Annotated in this window: 19 protein-coding genes, 1 tRNA gene and 1 pseudogene; 9 read left to right on the forward strand and 12 right to left on the reverse strand. The window is 69.1% G+C overall.

Translation table 11 applies throughout. The features are described 5' to 3' along the window. On the forward strand, window positions 1-216 hold a 216-nt coding region (locus BST44_RS26485), incomplete at its 5' end, for an OB-fold domain-containing protein (protein WP_208619891.1). Then, on the forward strand, window positions 213-1415 hold the full coding sequence (locus BST44_RS26490; RefSeq protein WP_083179865.1) for a lipid-transfer protein: 1203 nt from the start codon (window positions 213-215) through the stop codon (window positions 1413-1415). The genes BST44_RS26485 and BST44_RS26490, both read left to right, overlap by 4 nt. A 159-nt stretch (window positions 1416-1574) precedes the next feature. On the opposite strand, the gene BST44_RS26495 is transcribed toward BST44_RS26490, so the two are convergent. Further along, on the reverse strand, window positions 1575-2189 hold the full coding sequence (locus BST44_RS26495) for an ANTAR domain-containing response regulator (RefSeq protein ID WP_158086679.1): 615 nt from the start codon (window positions 2187-2189) through the stop codon (window positions 1575-1577). Window positions 2190-2301: 112 nt separating this feature from the next. On the opposite strand from BST44_RS26495, the gene BST44_RS26500 reads away from it, so the two are divergent. Then, a tRNA-Leu gene (locus tag BST44_RS26500) sits at window positions 2302-2378 on the forward strand. Between the two features lie 320 nt (window positions 2379-2698). On the opposite strand, the gene BST44_RS26505 is transcribed toward BST44_RS26500, so the two are convergent. Continuing rightward, window positions 2699-2893: a hypothetical protein gene (locus tag BST44_RS26505; RefSeq protein WP_142274709.1), complete on the reverse strand. Its 195-nt coding sequence runs from the start codon at window positions 2891-2893 to the stop codon at window positions 2699-2701. A 200-nt stretch (window positions 2894-3093) separates the two neighbouring features. On the opposite strand from BST44_RS26505, the gene BST44_RS26510 reads away from it, so the two are divergent. The 6 genes from BST44_RS26510 to cydC all read left to right on the forward strand — a co-directional run bounded on the left by BST44_RS26510 (window position 3094) and on the right by cydC (window position 11006). Then, window positions 3094-4422: an adenylate/guanylate cyclase domain-containing protein gene (locus BST44_RS26510; protein ID WP_083179851.1), complete on the forward strand. Its 1329-nt coding sequence runs from the start codon at window positions 3094-3096 to the stop codon at window positions 4420-4422. Window positions 4423-4450: 28 nt separating this feature from the next. Then, window positions 4451-5047 carry an HdeD family acid-resistance protein gene (locus BST44_RS26515; protein WP_142274710.1) on the forward strand — a complete coding sequence of 199 codons (597 nt, stop codon included), beginning with the start codon at window positions 4451-4453 and terminating at the stop codon, window positions 5045-5047. An 83-nt stretch (window positions 5048-5130) separates the two neighbouring features. Then, entirely contained in the window at window positions 5131-6603 is a 1473-nt protein-coding gene (locus tag BST44_RS26520) for a cytochrome ubiquinol oxidase subunit I (RefSeq protein ID WP_083179853.1), read from the forward strand. 26 nt (window positions 6604-6629) lie between these two features. Next, on the forward strand, window positions 6630-7670 hold the full coding sequence (gene cydB / locus BST44_RS26525; protein WP_083179854.1) for a cytochrome d ubiquinol oxidase subunit II: 1041 nt from the start codon (window positions 6630-6632) through the stop codon (window positions 7668-7670). A gap of 62 nt (window positions 7671-7732) precedes the next feature. Beyond that, window positions 7733-9346, forward strand: coding sequence for a thiol reductant ABC exporter subunit CydD (cydD, locus tag BST44_RS26530; RefSeq protein ID WP_083179855.1), 1614 nt, complete (start codon window positions 7733-7735; stop codon window positions 9344-9346). Continuing rightward, window positions 9333-11006, forward strand: a complete 1674-nt coding sequence (gene cydC, locus BST44_RS26535; protein WP_208619892.1) for a thiol reductant ABC exporter subunit CydC — start codon at window positions 9333-9335, stop codon at window positions 11004-11006. The genes cydD and cydC overlap by 14 nt, the downstream gene beginning before the upstream one ends. Here cydC and BST44_RS26540 read toward each other — a convergent pair. The 10 genes and pseudogenes from BST44_RS26540 to BST44_RS26585 all read right to left on the reverse strand — a co-directional run bounded on the left by BST44_RS26540 (window position 10981) and on the right by BST44_RS26585 (window position 22008). Further along, on the reverse strand, window positions 10981-12378 hold the full coding sequence (locus BST44_RS26540; protein WP_083179856.1) for a bifunctional lysylphosphatidylglycerol flippase/synthetase MprF: 1398 nt from the start codon (window positions 12376-12378) through the stop codon (window positions 10981-10983). The genes cydC and BST44_RS26540 overlap by 26 nt on opposite strands. A 143-nt stretch (window positions 12379-12521) precedes the next feature. Continuing rightward, window positions 12522-13397, reverse strand: a complete 876-nt coding sequence (locus BST44_RS26545) for an acyl-CoA thioesterase II (protein WP_083179857.1) — start codon at window positions 13395-13397, stop codon at window positions 12522-12524. A 25-nt stretch (window positions 13398-13422) separates the two neighbouring features. Then, window positions 13423-14841 carry a pyruvate kinase gene (gene pyk / locus BST44_RS26550; protein ID WP_083179858.1) on the reverse strand — a complete coding sequence of 473 codons (1419 nt, stop codon included), beginning with the start codon at window positions 14839-14841 and terminating at the stop codon, window positions 13423-13425. Between the two features lie 66 nt (window positions 14842-14907). Next, entirely contained in the window at window positions 14908-15339 is a 432-nt protein-coding gene (locus BST44_RS31390; protein ID WP_158086680.1) for a DUF2752 domain-containing protein, read from the reverse strand. Between the two features lie 28 nt (window positions 15340-15367). After that, window positions 15368-16722, reverse strand: a pseudogene (locus BST44_RS26560) (prolipoprotein diacylglyceryl transferase). Beyond that, window positions 16719-17534 (reverse strand): tryptophan synthase subunit alpha, encoded by an 816-nt coding sequence (gene trpA, locus BST44_RS26565; protein WP_083179860.1) that lies wholly within the window; start codon window positions 17532-17534, stop codon window positions 16719-16721. Before trpA ends, BST44_RS26560 begins: the two are co-directional and overlap by 4 nt. Further along, entirely contained in the window at window positions 17531-18793 is a 1263-nt protein-coding gene (gene trpB, locus BST44_RS26570) for a tryptophan synthase subunit beta (RefSeq protein WP_083179861.1), read from the reverse strand. The genes trpA and trpB overlap by 4 nt, the downstream gene beginning before the upstream one ends. Before the next feature lie 74 nt (window positions 18794-18867). Beyond that, complete coding sequence (gene trpC, locus BST44_RS26575; RefSeq protein WP_083179862.1) at window positions 18868-19686, reverse strand: indole-3-glycerol phosphate synthase TrpC; 819 nt, start codon at window positions 19684-19686, stop codon at window positions 18868-18870. Window positions 19687-19799: 113 nt separating this feature from the next. Continuing rightward, window positions 19800-20477, reverse strand: a complete 678-nt coding sequence (locus BST44_RS26580; RefSeq protein ID WP_083179863.1) for a TIGR02234 family membrane protein — start codon at window positions 20475-20477, stop codon at window positions 19800-19802. Further along, entirely contained in the window at window positions 20470-22008 is a 1539-nt protein-coding gene (locus BST44_RS26585) for an anthranilate synthase component I (RefSeq protein WP_083179864.1), read from the reverse strand. Before BST44_RS26585 ends, BST44_RS26580 begins: the two co-directional genes overlap by 8 nt. Window positions 22009-22177: the final 169 nt, after the last annotated feature.

Here is a 22177-nt window from a genome sequence, read left to right on the forward strand (position 1 = left end):
CCCCCGCCCTATCCCGCCCCGGACCCCTTCGAGCCGTTCGCGATCGCCGCGGTCGAGCTGGCCGGCGAGGGGTTGATCGTGCTGGGCAAGGTCGTCGAGGGCACGCTGGCCGACGATCTGAAGGTCGGCATGGAGATGGAGCTGACCACGATGCGGCTCTATACCGACGACGACGGCGTGGAGCGGATCGTGCACGCGTGGAGGATCGCATCATGAGTACGCCTGAGCCGCTCTACATCCTCGGCGCCGGAATGCACCCGTGGGGCAAGTGGGGCCGCGACTTCACCGAGTACGGCGTGGTGGCCGCGCGCGCCGCGCTGGCCGAGGCCGGCCTGGACTGGACGCAGATCCAGCTGGTCGCCGGCGCGGACACCATCCGCAACGGGTATCCCGGGTTCATCGCCGGGTCGACGTTCGCCCAGAAGCTGGGCTGGAACGGCGTGCCGGTCAGCTCCAGCTACGCCGCGTGCGCCAGCGGTTCGCAGGCGCTGCAGAGCGCGCGGGCGCAGATCCTGGCCGGCTTCTGCGACGTCGCGCTGGTGATCGGCGCGGACACCACCCCGAAGGGCGCGTTCGCGCCCGTCGGCGGGGAACGCAGGAACGACCCGGACTGGCAGCGGTTCCACCTGATCGGCGCGATGAACCCGGTGTACTTCGCGCTGCTGGCGCGCCGCCGGATGGACCTCTACGGCGCGACGCCTGAGGACTTCGCCCAGGTGAAGGTGAAGAACTCGCGGCACGGCCTGCAGAACCCGAACGCCCGCTACCGCAAGGAGGCCTCGGCCGACGACGTGTTCGCCAGCCCGGTGGTGGCCGACCCGTTGCGGCAGCTCGACATCTGCGCCACCTCCGACGGCGCGGCGGCGCTGATCGTGGCCAGCGCCGAGTTCGCCCGCAAGCACCTCGGCTCGCTCGACGGCGTGCCGTCGGTGCGCGCGGTCAGCACGGTGACCCCCCGCTACCCGCAGCACCTGCCCGAATTGCCGGACATCGCAACGGATTCCACCGCCGCGGTGCCCGCGCCCGGCCGGGTGTTCAAGGATCAGATCCTGGACGCGGCCTACGCCGAGGCGGGCATCGGCCCCGAGGACGTCAGCCTGGCCGAGGTGTACGACCTGTCCACCGCGCTCGAGCTCGACTGGTACGAGCACCTCGGGCTGTGCCCCAAGGGTGAGGCCGAGGCGCTGCTGCGCAGCGGCGCCACCACCATCGGCGGCAAGGTCCCGGTCAACCCGTCGGGCGGGCTGGCCTGCTTCGGGGAGGCCATCCCCGCGCAGGCCATCGCGCAGGTCTGCGAGCTGACCTGGCAGCTGCGCGGCCAGGCGACCGGCCGGCAGGTGGAGAACGCCACGGTCGGCGTCACCGCCAACCAGGGCCTGTTCGGGCACGGCTCGTCGGTGATCGTGGCGCGGTAACCGAGTCGCGGGTGCGCCCAGGGCGTCGCGGGTGCGCCCAGGGCGGGGATTTGGCGGATTTACCGCCCTGGGCTCCCACTCGACGCCGTCAGCGCACACTCAAGCTCGGGAGCTGCCGGCCAAGGCGGCCGCCCGGAGGCGGCGCCGCTCGGCGGCGCTTCACTCGTCGGGGGCGTCCAGGGTTTCCAGGACGACTTCGGCGACCCGCTTCATCGTGGTCCGCCGGTCCATCGCGGCGCGCTGAATCCACTTGAACGCCTCGGGCTCGGTCATGCCCTGCTTGGTCTGCAGCAGGCCCTTGGCGCGCTCGACGAGCTTGCGGGTCTCCAGCCGCTCGGAGAGCGTCGCCACCTCGCGTTCCAGCTCGCTGATCTCGCTGAAGCGGCTGACCGCCAACTCGATCGCCGGAATCAGGTCGCTGATCGTGAAGGGCTTCACGAGGTAGGCCATGGCCCCGGCGTCGCGGGCGCGCTCGACCAGGTCGCGCTGGCTGAATGCCGTCAGCACCACGATCGGGGCGATGCGTTTGGCGGCGATCTCGGAGGCCGCGTCGATCCCGTCCCGGCGCGGCATCTTCACGTCCATGATCACCAGGTCGGGCCGATGCTGTTCGGCCAACTCCACGGCTTCCTGGCCGTCGCCGGCCTCACCGACGATCTCGTAACCCTCCTCTCGCAGCATCTCGGCGAGGTCCAGTCGGATGAGCGCTTCGTCTTCCGCGATCAGGACCCGGCGCGGCACAGCGGCGTCGGTGTCGGTCGTGGGGCCTGTCATGACGGACATTGTCTCGTGAACGTCCGAGACCAGCGACCTCGGGGCGGTGAGACGGGCGAATACACCGAATCCTCTATGGTGGGAGGCTGCCTCTAACGTAGGAGGCCGGCAAGCCCTCGTATCCCAACTGGCAGAGGAAACGGACTCAAAACCCGTCCAGTGTGGGTTCGAATCCCACCGAGGGCACCACAGCGGCCGTTGATCCCGTGGCGGCTGGGCGCCCGCCGCTGAAGCCACCGGACAGGTCGTGAACCGGACCCAATGTTTGCAGATCCGAGCAAATACATGCCAAAGGTATGACAACTCCCGATCTAATAAACTTTGCGCTTCAGAAACCGCGTGGCATTAACAAAAGCTCAACGGATATGCAATGAATTCATTCGGGATTTTGTCGCCGGGGGTAGCGCCCGGGCGCCAAAACAACTAACGCCCGCGGGCCACGGCCCTGATGGCCCATCCATGACTTCCGGCAACGCCCGGTTGGCACTGACCGGACGGCGCCGGTCGGTTCAGTCTCCGAAGGACCGGGTGATGCAGATCTGGTCGGAGGCAGAGACATTCAGCCCCGTGGCATCGTTTCCGATGGTGTCGCCGGCGACCCGCAGTAGCCAACCCGGCTCCCCACAGGCGGCGCCACAGCCGTCCATGAGCATGGCGGCGAGGAAAAGCATTGACGCGAGAATGAATCGCTTGAGAACCGCCATCAGGCACCCCTTAGTCGAGGCGAACACGTGTCCAACAGTCCTGTCAAACGGGTCTGTGAATAGCCCGTACGAACCATTCGCAAACCCGATCACAACCCGATAACAAGAACTGTTATCAGACTCGGTTCCTTATGGGAAGCGAAAACGGCAAATTCAATAGAGCTCCGGCGAGTCCGCTGCTCAGCGGTTAGGCTTGCGGCGTGGCGGCTAAGAAGTGCGGCGCCCCACCCGTGTCAGACGGCTCGTCGAAACGCCCGGACTGCGTGGCCGCGGTTCGGGCGCAGACGCGCGACCGCAATCAGCACTACGCCGCCAGCGCCGCGCGCCGCGCCCGAGTCCTCACCATCACCGCGTGGCTCGCCGTGATGGTCAGCGTCAGCTTTGTGCTCGTGCAGATCCTGGGCGGAACGTGGCTGTGGCAGGTCAGCTCGATCAACGTCCTCGGTGCCATGATCTTCGCGGCAGTCCCGTGGCTGCAGCGATTCGGCGAACTGGTTGCACCGCTTACCTTCATGGGCGCGGCCTACGTCTCCGTGTTCGCCAGTTGCCTGGACGTCGGCACCGGGTCCGGCGCCGAGTTCTTCTTCCTGGTGGGCGCCTGCATCGTCGTGCTGTTGCTGGGCATCGAACACATCGTTCTGGCGTCCGCGCTGGCCGCCGTCGCCGCCGGCCTCATCATCGCGGTCGAGTTCCTGATCCCCCGCGACACCGGGCTGCAGCCGGCCTGGGCCCAGTCGACGGGCTTTGTCGTGACGGCGGTCTCCAGCGTGGTGATGGTGGTGGTGACGGTGTGGTTCGCCCTGCGTGACACGGCGCGCGCCGAAGCCGTGATGGAGGCGCAGTACGAGCGCTCGGAGGCGCTGTTGGCCAACATGTTGCCGGCCAGCATCGCCGAGCGGCTCAAGGAACCGGACCGCAGCGTGATCGCCGACAAGTACGACGTCGCCTCCGTCCTGTTCGCCGACATCGTCGGATTCACCGAGCGGGCCAGCAGCACGGCGCCGGCCGACCTGGTGCGCTTCCTCGACCGGTTGTACAGCGCCTTCGACGCGCTGGTGGACAAGCACGGACTCGAGAAGATCAAAGTCAGCGGCGACTCCTACATGGTGGTCAGTGGGGTTCCGCGCCCCCGGCCCGACCACGCGCAGGCCCTGGCGGACTTCGCGCTCGACATGGCCAATGTTGCGGCCGGACTGCAGGATCCGCACGGCAACGCGGTTCCGCTGCGAGTGGGCATGGCGTGCGGGCCGGTGGTCGCCGGCGTCGTGGGCTCCCGCCGCTTCTTCTACGACGTGTGGGGCGACGCGGTCAACGTCGCGTCCCGGATGGAATCGACCGACTCGGTGGGCCGAATTCAGGTGCCCGAGGCCATGTACGAGCGCCTCAAGGGCGACTTCGTGCTGCAGGAGCGCGGCCACATCGACGTCAAAGGCAAGGGCCTCATGCGCACCTGGTATCTGATCGGGCGCAAGGCCACCGAGGAAGCCACCGATCGGCTGACCGAGGATTCCCGCACCGCCCACGTGTAGCCAAAGTGCCCTATACCACGGGCGACGTTTGTGTCAGACTGCGGCCATGCAAACCACACCTGGACCTTCCCCCGCTCCAAGTTTGTTGCCGCATCTATGGAAATCGACCCTGCTCTCGGGACTGCTGTCGCTCGCGCTCGGCGTGTTGGTGCTGGCGTGGCCCGGGATATCGATCGTGGTCGCAGCGACCGCGTTCGGCATCTATCTGCTGATCACCGGCGCCGCGCAGGTGTTCTTCGCTTTCAGCCTGCATGTCTCTGCGGGAAGCCGGATCCTGCTGTTCATCAGCGGCGCGGCGTCACTCATCCTGGCGTTGTTGGCGTTTCGCCATTTCGGTCAGGGTTACGCAATCCTGTTGCTGGCCATCTGGATTGGCATCGGATTCATCTTCCGCGGCGTCGGCACGACGGTGTCGGCCATCCAGGATCCGCAGCTGCCCGGGCGGGGTTGGGCGATCTTCATCGGCGTGGTCAGCCTGCTGGCGGGCATCGTCGTCCTGGCGTCGCCGCTCGAATCGATCGTCACGCTGGCGCTCGTGGTCGGGGTCTGGTTCGTGGTCCTCGGCATCTTCGAGATCGTCTCGTCCTTCGGCATCCGCAAGGCGTCCCAGACGCTCACCGGGTGAGCCCCCACTAGCGTCGAGGCCCACGTTGCTACTACACTGCGTAGTAGCCGTGGGCATGGCCCCGAGCACTTGGGAGATGACGGATGAATGTCGTCGATATTTCGCGGTGGCAGTTCGGTATTACGACCGTCTACCACTTCATCTTCGTGCCGCTCACGATCGGCCTGGCGCCCCTGCTCGCCGTCATGCAGACGGTGTGGGTGGCCACCGGCAACACCGCCTGGTACCGCCTCACCAAGTTCTTCGGCAAGTTGTTCCTGATCAACTTCGCCATCGGCGTGGCGACCGGCATCGTCCAGGAATTCCAGTTCGGGATGAACTGGTCGGAGTACTCGCGGTTCGTCGGCGACATCTTCGGCGCGCCACTGGCCATGGAGGGGTTGTTCGCGTTCTTCTTCGAATCCACCTTCATCGGCCTGTGGATCTTCGGCTGGAGCCGGCTGCCGAAACTGATCCACCTGGCGTGCATCTGGATCGTCGCCTTCGGCGTGAACGCATCGGCGTTCTTCATCATCGTGGCGAACTCGTTCATGCAGCACCCGGTGGGGGCCCACTACAACCCGGCCACGCATCGCGCCGAGTTGGACAGCATCGGCGCGCTGCTGAGCAATAACACCGCGCGAGCGGCGTTTACACACGTCGTGACGGGCTCGCTGGTGACCGCCGGGACGTTCGTCGCGGCGATCAGCGCGTGGTTCCTGGTCCGGTCGCGCAACGCCGCGGCAGCCACCCCCGCCGCGGAATCGGACGCCCGCACCATGTTTCGCCCCGCCGCCATCCTGGGGTGCTGGGTGGTCCTGCTGGCGGCGGTTGGCCTGTTCTTCACCGGCGACCGTCAGGGCAAGCTGATGTTCGTCCAGCAACCGATGAAGATGGCGTCGGCCGAGACGTTGTGCGACACCCAAACCGATCCCGACTTCTCCGTCCTGACGGTGGGCCGGCACAACAACTGTGACGGCGTCAAGGGCGTCATCCAGGTGCCCTACGTGCTGCCGTTCCTTGCCGACGGCCGGATCAGCGACGTCACCCTGCAGGGCGTGCGCGACATCCAGCGCGACTACGAGCAGCGTTTCGGCCCGAACGACTACCGGCCCAACATGTTCGTCACCTACTGGTCTTTCCGCGCGATGATCGGGTTCCTGGCCATCCCGTTGCTGTTCGCGGTGGCGGCGTTGTGGCTCACCCGCCGTGGTCGGATTCCCAACCAGCGATGGTTCTCCTGGTTCGCGTTGCTGACCATTCCCACGCCGTTTCTGGCCAACATCTCCGGCTGGGTGTTCACCGAGATGGGGCGCCAGCCGTGGATCGTCGCGCCGAATCCCACTGGGGACCAACAGGTTCGGTTCACGGTTCACGAAGCCGTCTCCCACCACGCTTCCGGGATCGTCGTCACGTCGCTGGTGACCTTCACCCTGGTTTACGCGGTGCTGGCGGTGATCTGGTTCTTCCTGCTCAAGCGCTACATCACCGAAGGGCCGCTGGAGCACGACGCCGAACCTGCGCCGCCCCAGACACCCAGCGACGACGAGGTAGCACCGCTGTCGTTCGCCTATTAGGGCCCACCCCGGAAAGGAGCTGACCGATGGGACTTCAACAGTTCTGGTTCGGCGTCATCGGACTGCTGTTTCTTGGCTTCTTCGTTTTGGAGGGCTTCGACTTCGGCGTCGGCATGTTGATGGAACCACTCGCCCGGGTCGGCATCGGGGAGCCCGAACCGCTGCGCCGCACCGCACTGAACACCATCGGACCGGTCTGGGACGGCAACGAGGTCTGGCTGATCGTCGGTGGCGCAGCCATGTTCGCGGCCTTCCCCGGCTGGTACGCCACGGTGTTCTCGACGCTGTACCTGCCGCTGCTGGCCATCCTGTTCGGCATGATCCTGCGGGCCGTGGCGATCGAATGGCGCGGCAAGATCGACGACACCAAGTGGCGCGGCTGGGCCGACTTCGGCATCGCGGCCGGGTCGTGGCTGCCGGCGGTGTTGTGGGGCGTGGCGTTCGCCATCCTGGTCCGCGGGTTGCCCGTGGACGCCGCCGGACAGGTGCACCTGAGCATCACCGACGTGCTCAACGCCTACACGCTGCTGGGCGGCCTGGCCACCGCCGGCCTGTTCCTGTTGTACGGCGCGGTGTTCATCGCGCTCAAGACATCCGGCGCCATCCGCGACGACGCCTACCGATTCGCCGTGTGGCTGTCGCTGCCGGTGACCGCTCTCGTCGCGGGCTTCGGGCTGTGGACCCAGCTGGCGTACGGAAAGAACTGGACGTGGCTGGTGCTGGCCGTCGCGGTGGTGGCGCAACTGGCGGCGGTGCTGCTGGTGTGGCGGCGCGCCTCGGACGGCTGGGCGTTCGCCTGCACGGCGATAGTCGTTGCCGCCGTGGTGATCCTGTTGTTCGGCTCGCTCTACCCGAACCTGGTGCCCTCGACGCTCGACAAGCAGTGGAGCCTGACGATCTACAACGCCTCGTCGACCCACTACACGCTCAAGGTCATGACGTGGGTGACGGTGATCATGGCTCCCCTGACGGTCGTCTACCAAGCCTGGACCTATTGGGTGTTCCGCAAACGCATCTCGGCGGACCGGATACCGGCGCCCATCGGTCTGGCGAGGCGCGCGTCCTGAGCGCAACCGACTCACGAGCGCGGGGTCCCCTGGACCCGCGACTGTGGCGGGCATCGGCGGCGGTGCGCCGCTACCTGATCTCGACGGTGCTGTGCGGGGTGGTGATTTCCGGCTGCGCGATCGGCTCGGCGATCGTGCTGGCCGGGGTGGTCGCCCGCGCCGTAGGCGATCACCCCCCGCACGGCCTCGCCGCCTGGCGTGCGCCACTGTCGATCCTATTGGCACTGTGGATGATTCGGACGTCGGCGCACTGGCTTCAGGCGCGGTTGGGTCAACGCGGCGCCAGCGCGGTCGTCGCCGACCTTTCCGGGCAGGTGCTGACGGCGGTGACCGCGCGCCAACCCGGTGAGCTCGCGGCCCAACGGGATGCGGCCGCGTTGGTGGTCACCCGGGGCCTCGACGGCCTGCGCCCGTACTTCACCGGGTACCTGCCCGCGCTGCTGCTGGCCGCCATCCTCACGCCGGCGACCGTCGCCGTCATCGCGGTCTACGACCTGAAATCGACGGCGATCGTGGCCATCACCCTGCCCCTCATACCGGTTTTCATGGTGTTGATCGGCCTGGCGACCGCCGACCGGTCGGCGGCGGCGCTGGCCGCCATGACGACTCTGCAGGGGCGGTTGCTCGATCTGATCGCCGGCATCCCCACGCTGCGGGCGCTGGGCCGCGGGCGGGGCCCGGAGCGCCGCATCGCCGAACTCGCCGACGCGCACCGCCGCTCGGCCATGGCGACGCTGCGGATCGCCTTCCTGTCCGCGCTGGTGCTGGAATTGCTCGCGACGCTGGGCGTGGCCCTGATCGCCGTGGGGATCGGTCTGCGCCTGGTGTTCGGCGAGATGACGCTGGCGACCGGCCTGACGGTGCTGTTGCTGGCCCCCGACGTCTACTGGCCGCTGCGCCGGATCGGTGTGGAATTCCATGCGGCGCAAGACGGAAGGGCCGCCGCCGACCAGGCCTTCGCCCTCATCGGGGGATCCAGCCACCCGAAGGTGCACGGCCGGACGGTCAGCGCCCGCGGGGCGCGGATCCGCCTCGAGGGGCTCAGCGTCGCCGGCCGCGACGGCCACGCGCCGAGCGACCTCACGGCGATCGTGGAGCCGGGCTCGGTGACGGTGCTGACCGGGCGCAACGGCGCCGGCAAGAGCACGGCCCTGCAGGCGATCATCGGCCTCACCGTGCCGTCGTCGGGCCGTGTCACCGTGGCCGGCGTCGACGTCACCGACCTGGAGCCGGCCGCCTGGTGGCGGCAGCTGTCCTGGCTTGCGCAGCGTCCGGTGCTCGTCCCGGGGACGGTCCGGGACAACCTGGCGCTGTTCGGCGCCCTGGACGACCTGCAGACCGCTTGCGCGGCAGCAGATTTCGATACGGTGCTGGCCGATCTACCCGACGGGCTGGACACCGTGCTCGGTCGCGGCGGCGCCGGCCTGTCGCTGGGCCAGCGGCAGCGGCTGGGCCTCGCCCGCGCGCTCGGGTCCTCCGCGCCGGTGCTGTTGCTCGACGAGCCCACCGCGCACCTGGACGCCCGCGCCGAGCAACGCGTGTTGCGCGCGATCGCCGAGCGCGCCCGGGCGGGCGCCACCGTGGTCGTCGTCGGGCACCGCGCGCCGGTCCTGGCCATCGGCGACCGGGTGGTCGAGGTGTCCGCCGACGCTGGAGCGCGCTATGCGCCGGTCTGATCCCCTCCTGGCCGCCGTGCCGCTGCTCCTGCGCCCACGGCTCCCCCGCATCGCGGCGGCCATCGCGCTGGGCGTGTTGTCGCTGGGCAGCGCGCTCGCGCTGGCCGGCGTCTCGGCCTGGCTGATCACCCGGGCCTGGCAGATGCCGCCGGTGCTCGACCTGTCGGTCGCGGCCGTCGCCGTGCGCGCGTTCGCGATCTCGCGCGGCGTGCTGCACTACTGCGAACGACTGGTCACCCACGACGCCGCACTCCGCGCGGCCGGCAGCGCCCGCGCGGGGATCTATCGGCGGCTGGCCCAGGGGCCGGCGGAGACCGTCGTGCGCCTGCACAGCGGTGAACTCGTCAGCCGGGTGGGATCCGACGTCGACGAACTGGCCAACGTGCTGGTGCGGGCCGTGGTGCCGATCGGCGTGGCGGCCGTGCTGGGGATGGCGGCGACCGCGGTGGTCGCGGCCATCTCGGTGCCGGCCGCCGTGGTGCTGGCGGCCTGCCTGCTGGTGGCGGGCTTCGTCGCGCCGCGGCTCGCGGCCAGGGCCGCCACCAGACGGGAAGACGTTGCGCGGCAGCATCATTCGGAGCGTGACACGGCGTCGATGCTCGCGCTGGAACACGCGCCAGAGCTGCGCGTCGCCGGCCTGCTCCCCCACGTCATCGCCGAATCGCAACGCCGCCAACGCGCGTGGGGCGCCGCCCTCGACGATGCCGCCAGGCCGGCCGCCGTCGCCGAAGCCGTGCCCACCGCCGCGATCGGCGCCAGCGTGCTCGGCGCCGTGGTGGCCGGCATCGGGCTGGCACCCTCCGTCGCGCCCACCACGCTGGCGGTGCTGATGTTGTTGCCGCTGTCCGCGTTCGAGGCGATGACCCCGCTGCCCGGCGCCGCGGTCGCGCTGACGCGGTCCCGCATCGCCGCGCGCCGGCTGCTCGACCTGACGCAGACCGGCCGCCCGCATCGGCCCACGCCCTCGACTGTGCCCAAACCCCCGGGCGTCGGCCTACTGTCCGCCGACATCCGGTCCGGCCACGCCGGGGCGGCCCGGTCGCACCGCATCACGCTGGACCTGGCGCCCGGTGCCCGGCTCGCGGTCACCGGCGCCAGCGGTTCGGGCAAGACCACCCTGTTGATGACACTCGCCGGGCTGCTCCCCCCGCTGCAGGGGCGCGTGACGCTCGACGGCATCGAGCTGACGGACTTCGACGAAGCCGACTTGCGCCGCGCGGTCAGTTTTTTCGCCGAGGACGCGCACATCTTCGCCACCACCGTTCGGGACAATCTGCTGGTCGCGCGCGGAGACTGCCGGGACGCCGAGCTGACGCGGGCGCTGGACGCGGTCGGGCTCGGCGACTGGCTCGCCGCCCTGCCCCAGGGCCTGTCGACGGTGCTGACCGGGGGCGCGCAGGCGCTGTCGGGGGGCCAGCGCAGGCGGCTGCTGCTGGCGCGCGTGGCGCTCTCCCCCGCTGAGATCGTGCTGCTCGACGAGCCGACCGAACACCTGGACGCGGCCGACGCCGACCCCATGCTCCGCGACCTGTTGGGGGGAAATTCCGTGCTGATGCCCGCCGATCGGACGGTGGTGGTGGCCACCCATCACCTACCCGACGACCTGGGTTGCCGGGAACTGCGCATGGACGCGATCAGAGGTGTCGCCGGCGCGGCATGAACTCCAGCGACAGCAGCACGATCAGCAACTGGACGAGCTGGGTCATCGAGATCAGCGCGTAGCGCCGGGCGTCCAGCGCGTGGAACTTGCGCACGTACCGGTACAGCGACTCCAGCGCGATCAACGGGTCGAGGACATGGATCAATCGGTAGAAGACGCGCTGGGCGCGGTTGCGGTTCTTCTCGTCGAAGATTTCCGGGAACGCCGCGAATGCGAGCGAAAGACGTTGCGCCCCATTCTCTTTGCCGGCCATGATCATGTCGACGCTGAGCCGTTCGTCGATGCCGTTGGGGGCCCCGCGCCGGCGCCACGGCACGTCGAGGGTGATGTCGCTGCCGCCGCCGGCCGCCGCGTACCGGTGGAATCCCTGCACCGTGCCCGAGGCGTCCCTGGCGACGATCAGCTGGATGCCGGGGAACCGGCCCTCCAGCACGCCGTCGAGGTTCATGTGGAACCCGCGGTCGCTGCGGGCCCCCTTGCTCGACGCGCGCACCACCTCGGTCAGCTCGGCCAGCTGCTCATCGGTCAGTTCCTGCTCGGCGACGATCTCGGTGGTGACGCCGCAGTTGTGCGAGCGCTTCACCGCCTGCCGCAGGTTGCGGAACTTGCGTCCCACCATGTCGAAGCCGGTGACGTCGACCACCACGTCGCGCCCGATCGGCACCGCGCGCAACGACTGCCCGAGTACCGCGGCGTCGCTCCACAATCCGAGCCGCCGCTCGCCGCAACCCACCACCGCGATGCGCCAACCGTGCGTGTGGCACATGGCGGCGAAGTCGGCGACCAGCTCGGGGAAGCGGGCCTCGTCGCCGATCGGGTCGCCACTGACCACGGCGATGCCCAGGCGCGTCCGGTAGGCCAGCGCCGCGCCGCCGTCTGCGGTGAAGTGATAACTCTTGCCGGTCTGCATCGCGAACGGCGCCAGCGGGTCGTCCTCCGTGGCCTGGATCAGCGCCCAGACCCGGGGCAGGTCCCCGGGACGGGGATGCGAGGTCGTCGGCCACATCAGCACCATGCCGGAGCTCGCGATGACCAGGTCGCCGAGCAGATCGAAGGACAACAAATGCAGGCCCAGGCCCGCCAGCACGAACGAGGCGGCCGCGGCGGCGTGCAGGGCGGTCACCGGGCGGCCCAGGAAGATGCCGCGCGCGATCCACGCCACCGCCACCAACACCGTCAGCGACCAGGCCAACCGGTCGGTGTAGTGCCACGCGGGCTGGTGGTGGTGGCGAGCAACGATTTCCACCAGCCAGCAGGTGGCGCCGAACAGGGCCAACGCCCCGATCAGCCGGGCGGCCCGCGAATCGACGGAGACGACCACGCGTTCCCGGCCGCGAGCCTTCGCTGAGACGTCGACCAACGGCCCGCTCACACTCACCTCCCGATGCGCTGACGTTCCAGCTGGGCGGCTGGTTGCCGCCTCTGCACCGAATACCCGGCTGGTAGAAACTTACGCCCGGTCCCGGCCCTGCCGGACCGGATTCGCGGCGGTGTCCTGCGGGTATTCCGCCCTGTCTATCGGCGGGCGGGCGGAAAGTATTTCAGCACCCCTTCTTGGACCACCGTCGCGAGCAGCCGCCCGGCGCGGTCGAAGAAGTGGCCGGTGCCCAGCCCGCGCGAATCCGCGGCCACCGGTGACGACGTCGAATAGAGCACCCAGTCGTCGAAGTCGACCTGCCGGTGAAACCACACGGAATGGTTGGCGGAGGCGGCGAAGATGCGATCGAACCCCCATGACAAACCGTGGGTGGTGATCACCGAGTCCAGCACCGTGGTGTCCGAGGAATACACCATGGTCGCCGTGTGCAGGACCGGGTCATCGGGCATTTTGCCGCCCGCCTTCATCCACACCCGGTTGTGGGGCAGCCGGTCGCCCTTCTCGCGCATCACCCAGGCCGGGTCGTTGGTGTAGCGCCATTCGATCGGCTGCAGGGCGTTGACGAAGTGCGGCACGGTCTCCTCGTAACCGCGGAGCAGCTCACCGATGGGCGGCTGCGTTTCGGGCTCGCCCACCTGCGGCGGGTCGACCGCGTGCTCGAGGCCGCGGCCGCCGGACATGTACGAGATCATCGCCGAGGACAGCAGCGTGCCGTCCTGCACGGCGTCCACGCGCCGGTTGGCGAAGCGCCGCTCGTCGCGCAGCCGGGTGACGTGGAACTCGATGTCCTTGGCGGTGTCTCCGCCGTTGATGAAGTGCACGGACAGCGCGCTGGGCGGCAGGTCGTCGCGGACCAGCGTGCGGCTGCTCGCGACGAACGATTGCGCCATGAGCTGGCCACCGAACGTCCGCATCGGGTTCTTGCTGGGATGGGCCCCGACGAAGAGCTCGTCCGTGACGCGGTTGAGGTCGAGCGTCGCGAGCAATTCCTCGAAATCAGAATCGGTGTCGATCGCGGTCTCTCCTCCGGTCCCCTGGCTAGACGTCGTCCTCCCCGATCCGGTGGACGTGGATCAGGTTGGTCGACCCTACTGTGCCAGGCGGCGCGCCGGCCACGATCACCACCAGGTCGCCCCGCTTGTAGCGGCCGAGCTCCAGCAGCGACTTGTCGACCTGGCGGATCATGCCGTCGGTGGAGGTCATCATCGGGACGATGAACGTCTCGGTGCCCCAGGTCATGGCGAGCTGGCTGCGGACCTCAGGCCACGCGGTGAAGGCCAGCAACGGCAGCGGGGTGTGCAGGCGCGCCAGCCGCTTGACCGTGTCACCGGACTGGGTGAAGGCGACCAGCGCCTTGGCGTCCAAGCGCTCGCCGATGTCGCGGGCAGCGTAGGAGATCACTCCACGCTTGGTGCGCGGCACGTGCGTCAGCGGCGGAGCGGCGGTGGAGTTGTCCTCGACGGCGCAGATGATCCGCGACATAGTCCGCACGGCCGCCAGCGGGTATTTGCCCACCGAGGTCTCGCCGGACAGCATCACCGCGTCGGTGCCGTCGAGCACGGCGTTGGCGACGTCGGAGGCCTCCGCGCGCGTGGGCCGCGAGTTCTCGATCATCGAGTCGAGCATCTGGGTGGCCACGATGACGGGTTTGGCGTTCTCCCTGGCCATCTGGATGGCCCGCTTCTGCACCAGCGGCACCTCTTCGAGCGGCAACTCGACGCCCAGGTCGCCGCGGGCCACCATGATCGCGTCGAAGGCCAGCACGATCGCTTCCAGATTGTCGACGGCTTCGGGTTTTTCCAGCTTGGCGATCACCGGCACGCGCCTGCCGATCCGGTCCATCACCTCGTGCACCAACTCGACGTCGGAGGGCGAGCGCACGAACGACAGCGCGACGAGGTCGACACCGAGATCCAGCGCGAAGGTGAGGTCGTCGATGTCCTTCTCCGACAAGGCCGGTGCGGACACGTTCATGCCGGGCAGCGAGATGCCCTTGTTGTTGCTGACCGGGCCGCCCTCGACGACGGTGCAGATGACGTCGTCGCCGTCGATGCGTTCGACGACCAAGCCGACCTTGCCGTCGTCGACCAGCACCCGGTCACCGACCGTCGCGTCGGTGGCCAGCTTCTTGTAGGTGGTCGACACCCGGTCGTGGGTGCCTTCGCAGTCGGCGACGGTGATGCACACGGTTTCGCCGTCGGCCCAATAGGTGGACCCGGTGGCGAAACGCCCCAGGCGGATCTTCGGGCCCTGCAGGTCGGCCAGTACGCCGACCGCGCGGCCGGTGGTGTCGGACGCCGCACGCACCCGCTCGTAGGCGGCCTTGTGGTCGGAGTAGTCGCCGTGGCTGAAGTTCAGCCGGGCGACGTCCATTCCCGCCTCGACCAGCGCCAGGATCAGCTCGTCCGAATTTGTCGCAGGGCCAAGGGTGCAGACGATCTTTCCGCGTCTACTCACGCCGACCCAGCATAGTCGCGTGGGTCCGCCACGGTCCGACCGAACGGGGTGTCGTGCTGTGTGTGGCTAGCCACCCTGAATCGCCGGAAACAGTGGGAAACCGGGGAGGTTACGCAGCACCGTCCACGCGATGACGGCGATCACCATCGTCAGCCAGGCCGGCGTCGACAGGGCCGCCTCACCCCGCCCGCGGTTGATCAGCAGCCATCCGGCCAGCATCGGGATGCCCACCAGCAGGAAAACATTGTCGTTGACGGCGGCGGCGAGGTGACCGTGCAGCAGATCGTTCGTCATCCGCAGGCCGCCGCAGAAGGGACAGTTCCACCCGGTGAGCCATTTGAAGGGGCACTGCGGGTACACGGAATTGGTGTTGTGCGGGTCGACCAGACCCACGTAGCCGAGCGCCCCGCCCAGCACCACGGCGGTACCGGCCGCGACGTACCAACGCCGGCCGTGACCCGTCTCCACCGCCGGTCCGGCGGCATTGGGTTGCGTCACGTGTTCAGCATGCCAGACCGCGCGCCCGCTAGGGATTCGACGGCCGGTTCCTCCGCAGCCTCCACCGACGAGGCGTTTGCGGCTCCGGTTCGGCGGGCGCAGCGTTCTCGGGCTCTTCCGCTGCGGCCTCTTCGGCTTCGGGCTCCTCGGCTTCGGGCTCTTCCGCTGCGGCCTCTTCGGCTTCGGACTCCTCGGCTCGGGGTCTTCCGCTGCGGCCTGTTCCGCTTCGGGCTGTTCGGCCTGCTTCGCTTCCGGCTCCTGGCCTTCGGCCTCTTCGGCTTCGGACTCCTCGGCGTCTTCCGCTGCGGCCTGTTCCGCTTCGGGCTCTTCGGCCTCGGATTGCGCGGTCTCCGGGTCGGGGGCCGGCGCCGCCTCGTCGGTTGCCGCCGGCCCGCCGGGGTTGTCGGCGTCTTTCCCGTCGCCCACCGCGACCGCCGCGGTCGCCGCCTCGGCCGACACGACGGTCGGTGACTCGTCCGCCGCCGGCTCCGCCTCCGGCGATTCCTCGGCGGCGTGATCGGTGCCGCGCAGGCTTTCGGGGGCCTCGCGCCCCTTCGGCGCCACCATGATGTACACCACGGCGCCGATGAACACGAAAGTCGATGTGAACGAATTGATCCGGATGCCGGCGATGTGGGTGGCGGTGTCGTCGCGCAGCAGCTCGACGCCGAATCGCCCGACGCAGTAGCTGGCCACGTAGAGCGCGAACAGTCGGCCGTGGCCCAACCGGAACCGCCGGTCCGCGTAGATCAGGATGGCGAAAACCAGAACGTTCCAGATCAATTCGTACAGGAACGTCGGCTGCACGACGAGCGCGACCTGCCCCGTCGAGACACCGTCCAACGAATGCGGGTCGATGTATCCCGAGGGGTCGCGCCGGTAGAAGATCTCCAGGCCCCACGGCAGCGTGGTCTCCCGCCCGTAGAGCTCCTGGTTGAAATAGTTGCCGAGCCGGCCGATGGCCTGCGCCAGCACGATCCCCGGGGCCACCGCGTCGGCGAAGGCCGGCAGCGGGATGCCATGACGCCGGCAACCGATCCACGCGCCGACGCAACCGAGCGCCACCGCCCCCCAGATGCCCAGGCCGCCATCCCAAATGCGCACCGCCGCACCGAAGCCGGCACCCCCGGGACCCCAGTAGGTTCGCCAGTCGGTCGCCAGGTGGTAGAGCCGGCCGCCCACCAACCCGAACGGCACCACCCACAGCGCGATGTCATAGATGACGCCGCGCTGCCCGCCGCGGGCCTCCCATCGGCGGTCGCCGATCAGCAGCGCCACCACGATGCCGCTGATGATGAACAGCGCGTAGGCGCGAATGGGTAGCGGCCCAAGGTGCCAGACGCCCTGGGGCGGGCTGGGAAAGTACGTCGGCAACATCCTCATCGGGCGGACGCCTTTTGCCGGACACCGGCGGCCAGTTCCGCGGTCAGCGCACGCAACGCGGGCAACCCGCCCTCACCGAGGGCTGACACCAGCGCCGAACCCACGATGACCCCGTCGGCGTAGCTGCCGATCTGCGCCGCCTGCTCCCGCGAGCGCACCCCCAGGCCGACGCCGACGGGGATGTCGGAAACCGCTTTGACCCGTTGCACCAGTTCGGGCGCGGCCTGCGACACCGCGTCCCTCGCCCCGGTCACCCCCATCGTGGAAGCAGCGTAGACGAATCCGCGCGACGCCTCGACCGTCATCGCCAGCCGTTGTGGCGTCGAGGACGGCGCCACCAGAAAAATGCGATCCAACCGATGCTCCTCCGCTGCCGCCAGCCACTGCCCGGCTTCGTCGGGGATGAGGTCTGGAGTGATCAAGCCGTGCCCTCCGGCTGACGCGAGATCCCGCGCGAACGCGTCGACCCCGTACCGCAGCACCGGATTCCAATAGGTCATCACCACCGCGCGTCCGCCGGCGGCGCTGATCGCCTCGACCGCGGCCAGCGTGTCGCGGACCCGCACGCCCCCCTGCAGCGCGGCCTCGGTGGCCCGGGCGATGGTCGGCCCGTCCATGCCGGGATCCGAATACGGCACACCGACTTCGATGATGTCGCAACCCGATTCGACGAGGGCGAGCATCCCGTCCACCGAGCCTGCCACATCGGGGTAACCCGTGGGCAGGTAACCGATCAGCGCCGCCCGGTCCTCGGTGCGGCACATGTCGAAGACCGGCCCGAGCCTGCTGGCGTGCCGCTGTTCCACCGTCATCGCTCGCTGGGCCCCATCAAGCCGAACCATTTCGCGGCCGTCTCGACGTCCTTGTCCCCCCGGCCCGAGAGGTTCACCACGATGATCGCGCCCGCCCCCAACTCGACGCCCAGCCGGACCGCGCCGGCGACCGCGTGGGCCGATTCGATGGCCGGGATGATTCCCTCGGTGCGGCACAACAGCGCGAACGCGTCCATCGCCTCCGAGTCGGTGATCGGCCGGTACTCGGCGCGCCCGATCTCCTTGAGGTAAGCGTGCTCGGGACCCACCCCGGGATAGTCCAGACCCGCTGAGATCGAATGGGATTCGATCGTCTGGCCGTCCTCGTCCTGCAGCAGGTAGGAGAACGACCCCTGGAAGGCGCCGGGCGAACCGCCGGCAAAGGTCGCGGCGTGCCTGCCGGTTTCGACGCCGTCGCCCGCCGCCTCGAAGCCGACCAGCCGCACGCCCGGATCGTCGATGAACGGGTGGAAGATGCCGATGGCGTTGGATCCGCCGCCGACACAGGCCACGACCGCGTCGGGCAACCGACCCGCCTGGGCCTGGATCTGCACGCGCGCCTCCAGCCCGATGATGCGCTGGAAGTCGCGGACCATCGCGGGGAAGGGATGCGGGCCCGCCGCGGTGCCGAAGCAGTAGTAGGTGTTGTCGGCGTTGGTCACCCAGTCACGGAACGCCTCGTTGATGGCGTCTTTCAGGGTTTTCGAGCCGCTCTCGACGGAGACGACCTCGGCGCCCAGCAGTCGCATCCGCGCCACGTTGAGCGCCTGGCGCGCGGTGTCGACTGCGCCCATGTAGATGACGCATTCCAGCCCGAGCAAGGCGCATGCGGTGGCCGTGGCGACGCCGTGCTGGCCGGCGCCGGTCTCGGCGATGACCCGGCCCTTGCCCATTCTCTTGGCGAGCAACGCCTGGCCCAGGACGTTGTTGATCTTGTGAGAACCGGTGTGGTTCAGGTCTTCTCGTTTGAGGAAGATGCGCGCCGAGCCGGCGTGCTCGGACAGCCGGGTGGCCTCGTACAGCGGCGAGGGACGGCCGGCGTAATTGACCTGCAGGTCGTCCAGGGTGTCCAGGAAATCGGGGTTGATGCGTTCCTTCTCGTAAGCGGCGGTGACCTCTTCGATCACCGCCATCAACGCCTCCGCGACGTAGCGGCCACCGTACACACCGAAATGGCCACCGGCATCGGGTTCGTGATGGGTGGATTCGGCGATGGCTGCGCTCGGACGCGGAAGGTCCGGGCGGGACAGATTGACCATCACCAAGGCTCTACGCGGGGACGGCTCATCGGGTTCAAGGTTTCAGCGCCGGGACTCTTCAACTGACTGAACGACTAGCGAGACGGTTTCGGACAGGACGGGTGGGTGCCCGCGGTGACCAGGTCGGCGACCGCCGCACGGGGGTCACCGCTCTTGACCAGACCCTCACCGACCAAGACGGCGTCCGCGCCGGCACCCGCATACGCCAACAGATCCCCGGTGCCGCGCACACCCGACTCGGCGATGCGGATCACGTTGCTGGGCAAGCCGGGAGCGATGCGGGCGAAGCAGTCCCGGTCGACCTCCAGCGTCGCCAGATCGCGCGCGTTCACCCCGATCACGTTGGCGCCGGCCTTCAGCGCCCGGTCGGCCTCTTCCTCGGTATGCACCTCGACAAGGGCTGTCATGCCCAGGGATTCGGTGCGGTCCAGCATCGACACCAGAGCCGACTGGTCCAGCGCGGCAACGATGAGCAGCAACATGTCGGCGCCGTGCGCGCGGGCCTCGTGGATCTGATATGGCTGCACGACAAAGTCTTTGCGCAAGACCGGGATCGAGACCGCGGCGCGGACCGCGTCAAGGTCGTCGAGCGAGCCGTGGAAACGTCGCTCCTCGGTCAGAACGCTGATGATCCGCGCCCCGCCGTCCTCGTACGCGCGGGCCAGTTTCGCCGGATCGGCAATGGTGGCCAGGGATCCCGCCGACGGACTGGCGCGCTTGACTTCGGCGATGACGCCGATGCCGGGTTCGCGCAGCGCGGCCATCACGTCACGCGGTGGCGGAGCGGCGGCGGCCGCGGCTTTGATTTCGGACAGGCTGACAAGGGCTTCGCGCGCGGCAACGTCGGCCCGGACTCCCTCGAGGATGGAGTCAAGCACGGTAGCCGGACTCATGCCTGTTGCTTCCCTTCGCGCTGTCACACATCGTCACCCCAACGACCACCTGACAAACCAGAGCCGATCGCGACGACGTGAATGAAGGGTAGCGGCCCGCGGCTCGCGCTCCGTCACCGACCCTCGGTGTCCGACCCGCGGGGCCGATCGGTCGGGTCGCGCCCCTCGTCAAGCGCGTCCCAGATCATCCGCTCCGTCATTTCCGGCGTCTCCGGCTGCTCCAGCATCGCGCCATCGGCGTCGTCACGTAGCGCATTCGAGCGGCGCGTCGCCGGCGTCGCATACTTTTCCGCGCTCAACCGGGCCGATCCGGAATCGCCGGCGGACCGCAACAACAGGACGGCCGCGACCAGGGTGCAGGCCGCCGCGCCCACCGCGATGCCCGCGCCGGTGTAGCGCCGCTCGCTGCCCACCAGCGACATCACCGTGACATGCGCCAGGTCGGCACCGCGCACGGCGACGTCCGGCAGCGCCCAGAGGCCGACCCCCAGATATCCGACGGCCAGGCTGGCCACCGCCAGCAGGCCGGACAGCACCCGCAGCTGCCAGCCGCGGACCGCGATCGCCGCCACCGCCGTCGCCAACATGAGCACCGCCAGGGGCAGCAGCGCCGTGGACCACGACGCGCCGGACAGCGTCACCTCGCGCGGCGGGCCCAGCCCGTCGAACGATCGGATCACCACCCACGGCAGCCGCGACGCCGCCCACAGCGCCGCCGCGGACGCCACCAGCAACACCTGGGCCACCCGAACGGTCACCCGGGCCCGCCGGTTCGGCCGGGCGTCAGTCATGGCGGTCGGCCTCCGGAGCGGTCAACGTCTCGGCGGCGGCGATCGCGTTGAGCACGGCGCGCGCCTTGTTGGAGGCCTCGGTGTATTCGTACGGGCCGTTGGAGTCGGCCACCACCCCGCCGCCGGCCTGCACATAGGCGGTGCCGTCGCGCATCAAAGCGGTGCGGATCGCGATCGCGAAGTCGGCGTTGCCGGCGAAGTCGAGGTAACCGACCACGCCGCCGTACAGGCCGCGGCGCGTCTTCTCCACCTCCTCGATCAGCTCCATGGCCCGCACCTTCGGCGCGCCCGACAGGGTGCCGGCCGGGAAGCAGGCCGTCACCGCGTCCAGCGCGGTCCGGCCCTCGGCGAGCATCCCGGTGACCGTCGACACCAGGTGCATCACGTGGCTGTAGCGCTCGATGTGGCTGTAGTCCTCGACCCGGACGGTGCCCGGCGCGCACACCCGGCCGAGGTCGTTGCGGCCCAGGTCGACCAGCATCAGGTGCTCGGCCCGCTCCTTCTCGTCGGCCAGCAGCTCCTTTTCCAGCAGCTGATCCTCTTCGTCGGTCGCACCGCGCCACCGGGTGCCGGCGATCGGATGCGTGGTGGCCCAGCCGTCGTGGACGGTCACCAGCGCCTCGGGGCTGGACCCGACTACCGAAAAGTCCGTTCCGCCAGTGTCGTTCGGGACGTGCAGCAGATACATGTACGGGCTGGGGTTGGTGACCCGCAGCATCCGGTACACGTCGATCGGATCGACGTCGGTGTCCATCTCGAACCGCTGCGAGGGCACCACCTGGAAGGCTTCGCCGGCGGCAATCTGGTCGACGAGGTAGTCGACGATCTTGCCGTACTCCTCGACGGTGCGCTGCGAGCGGTAGCGCGGCTCGGGCCTGTCGAACGTGGCGACCGTGGACGGCAGCGGCTGGCCGAGCGCCGAGGTCATCACGTCCAGGCGGGCGACCGCGTCGTCGTAGGCCTCGTCGACGCGCTCGTCGGTGCCGTTCCAGTTCACCGCGTTGGCGATCAGCGTGATGGTGCCCTCGTGGTGGTCGACCGCCGCCACGTCGGTCGCCAGCAGCAGCAGCATGTCCGGCAGTCCCAGGTCGTCGACGGCCAGCTCGGGGAGGCGCTCCAGCCGCCGCACCATGTCGTAGGCGAACAACCCGACCATCCCCCCGGAAAGCGGCGGCAGCCCGGGCAGCGTCCCGGTGGCCAGCAGCTCGCACGTGGCCCGCAGCGCGTGCAACGGGTCGCCGCCGGTGGGCGCGTCCTGCGGCACCGTCCCGAGCCAGACCGCTTCGCCGTCGCGGACGGTCAGCGCCGACGGCGCGCCGGCGCCGATGAACGACCACCGCGACCAGGACCGGCCGTGCTCGGCCGATTCCAGCAGGAAGGTGCCGGGGCGATTCGCGGCGAGCTTGCGGTAGGCCGACAACGGCGTCTCGCTGTCGGCCAGCACCTTGCGGGTCACCGGGACCACGCGGTGCTCGGCCGCGAGCACACGGAAATCCTCTCGTGAGGTCGTCGCGGCGAGGTGGGCATGCACCGACCCATCCTCCCAGATGGGCGCCGGGGGTTCGCGAGCGTGACGGGACTGCGCTTTTGCGGCTCGACATTCGTCGTGGCGTTACGCTCGCGTCAGTGTCAGGGTGAGGTTGCCGCTTGTTGCGGTGGTTGGATCCTGATCACCTGGTGTTTGGCTCGTAGGCTCGTTG

Origin of the sequence: Mycobacterium scrofulaceum, from assembly GCF_002086735.1 — a bacterium.
GTDB lineage: Bacteria > Actinomycetota > Actinomycetes > Mycobacteriales > Mycobacteriaceae > Mycobacterium > Mycobacterium scrofulaceum.

Excerpts from the sequence above, each read along its gene's own strand:
- BST44_RS26490 (WP_083179865.1), top strand. The coding sequence starts at position 213 with ATGAGTACGCCTGAGCCGCTCTACATCCTCGGCGCCGGAATGCACCCG.
- BST44_RS26495 (WP_158086679.1), bottom strand. The coding sequence starts at position 2,189 with ATGACAGGCCCCACGACCGACACCGACGCCGCTGTGCCGCGCCGGGTC.
- BST44_RS26505 (WP_142274709.1), bottom strand. The coding sequence starts at position 2,893 with ATGGCGGTTCTCAAGCGATTCATTCTCGCGTCAATGCTTTTCCTCGCC.
- BST44_RS26520 (WP_083179853.1), top strand. The coding sequence starts at position 5,131 with ATGAATGTCGTCGATATTTCGCGGTGGCAGTTCGGTATTACGACCGTC.
- cydB (WP_083179854.1), top strand. The coding sequence starts at position 6,630 with ATGGGACTTCAACAGTTCTGGTTCGGCGTCATCGGACTGCTGTTTCTT.
- cydC (WP_208619892.1), top strand. The coding sequence starts at position 9,333 with ATGCGCCGGTCTGATCCCCTCCTGGCCGCCGTGCCGCTGCTCCTGCGC.
- trpA (WP_083179860.1), bottom strand. The coding sequence starts at position 17,534 with ATGACGGTGGAACAGCGGCACGCCAGCAGGCTCGGGCCGGTCTTCGAC.
- trpB (WP_083179861.1), bottom strand. The coding sequence starts at position 18,793 with ATGGTCAATCTGTCCCGCCCGGACCTTCCGCGTCCGAGCGCAGCCATC.
- trpC (WP_083179862.1), bottom strand. The coding sequence starts at position 19,686 with ATGAGTCCGGCTACCGTGCTTGACTCCATCCTCGAGGGAGTCCGGGCC.
- BST44_RS26580 (WP_083179863.1), bottom strand. The coding sequence starts at position 20,477 with ATGACTGACGCCCGGCCGAACCGGCGGGCCCGGGTGACCGTTCGGGTG.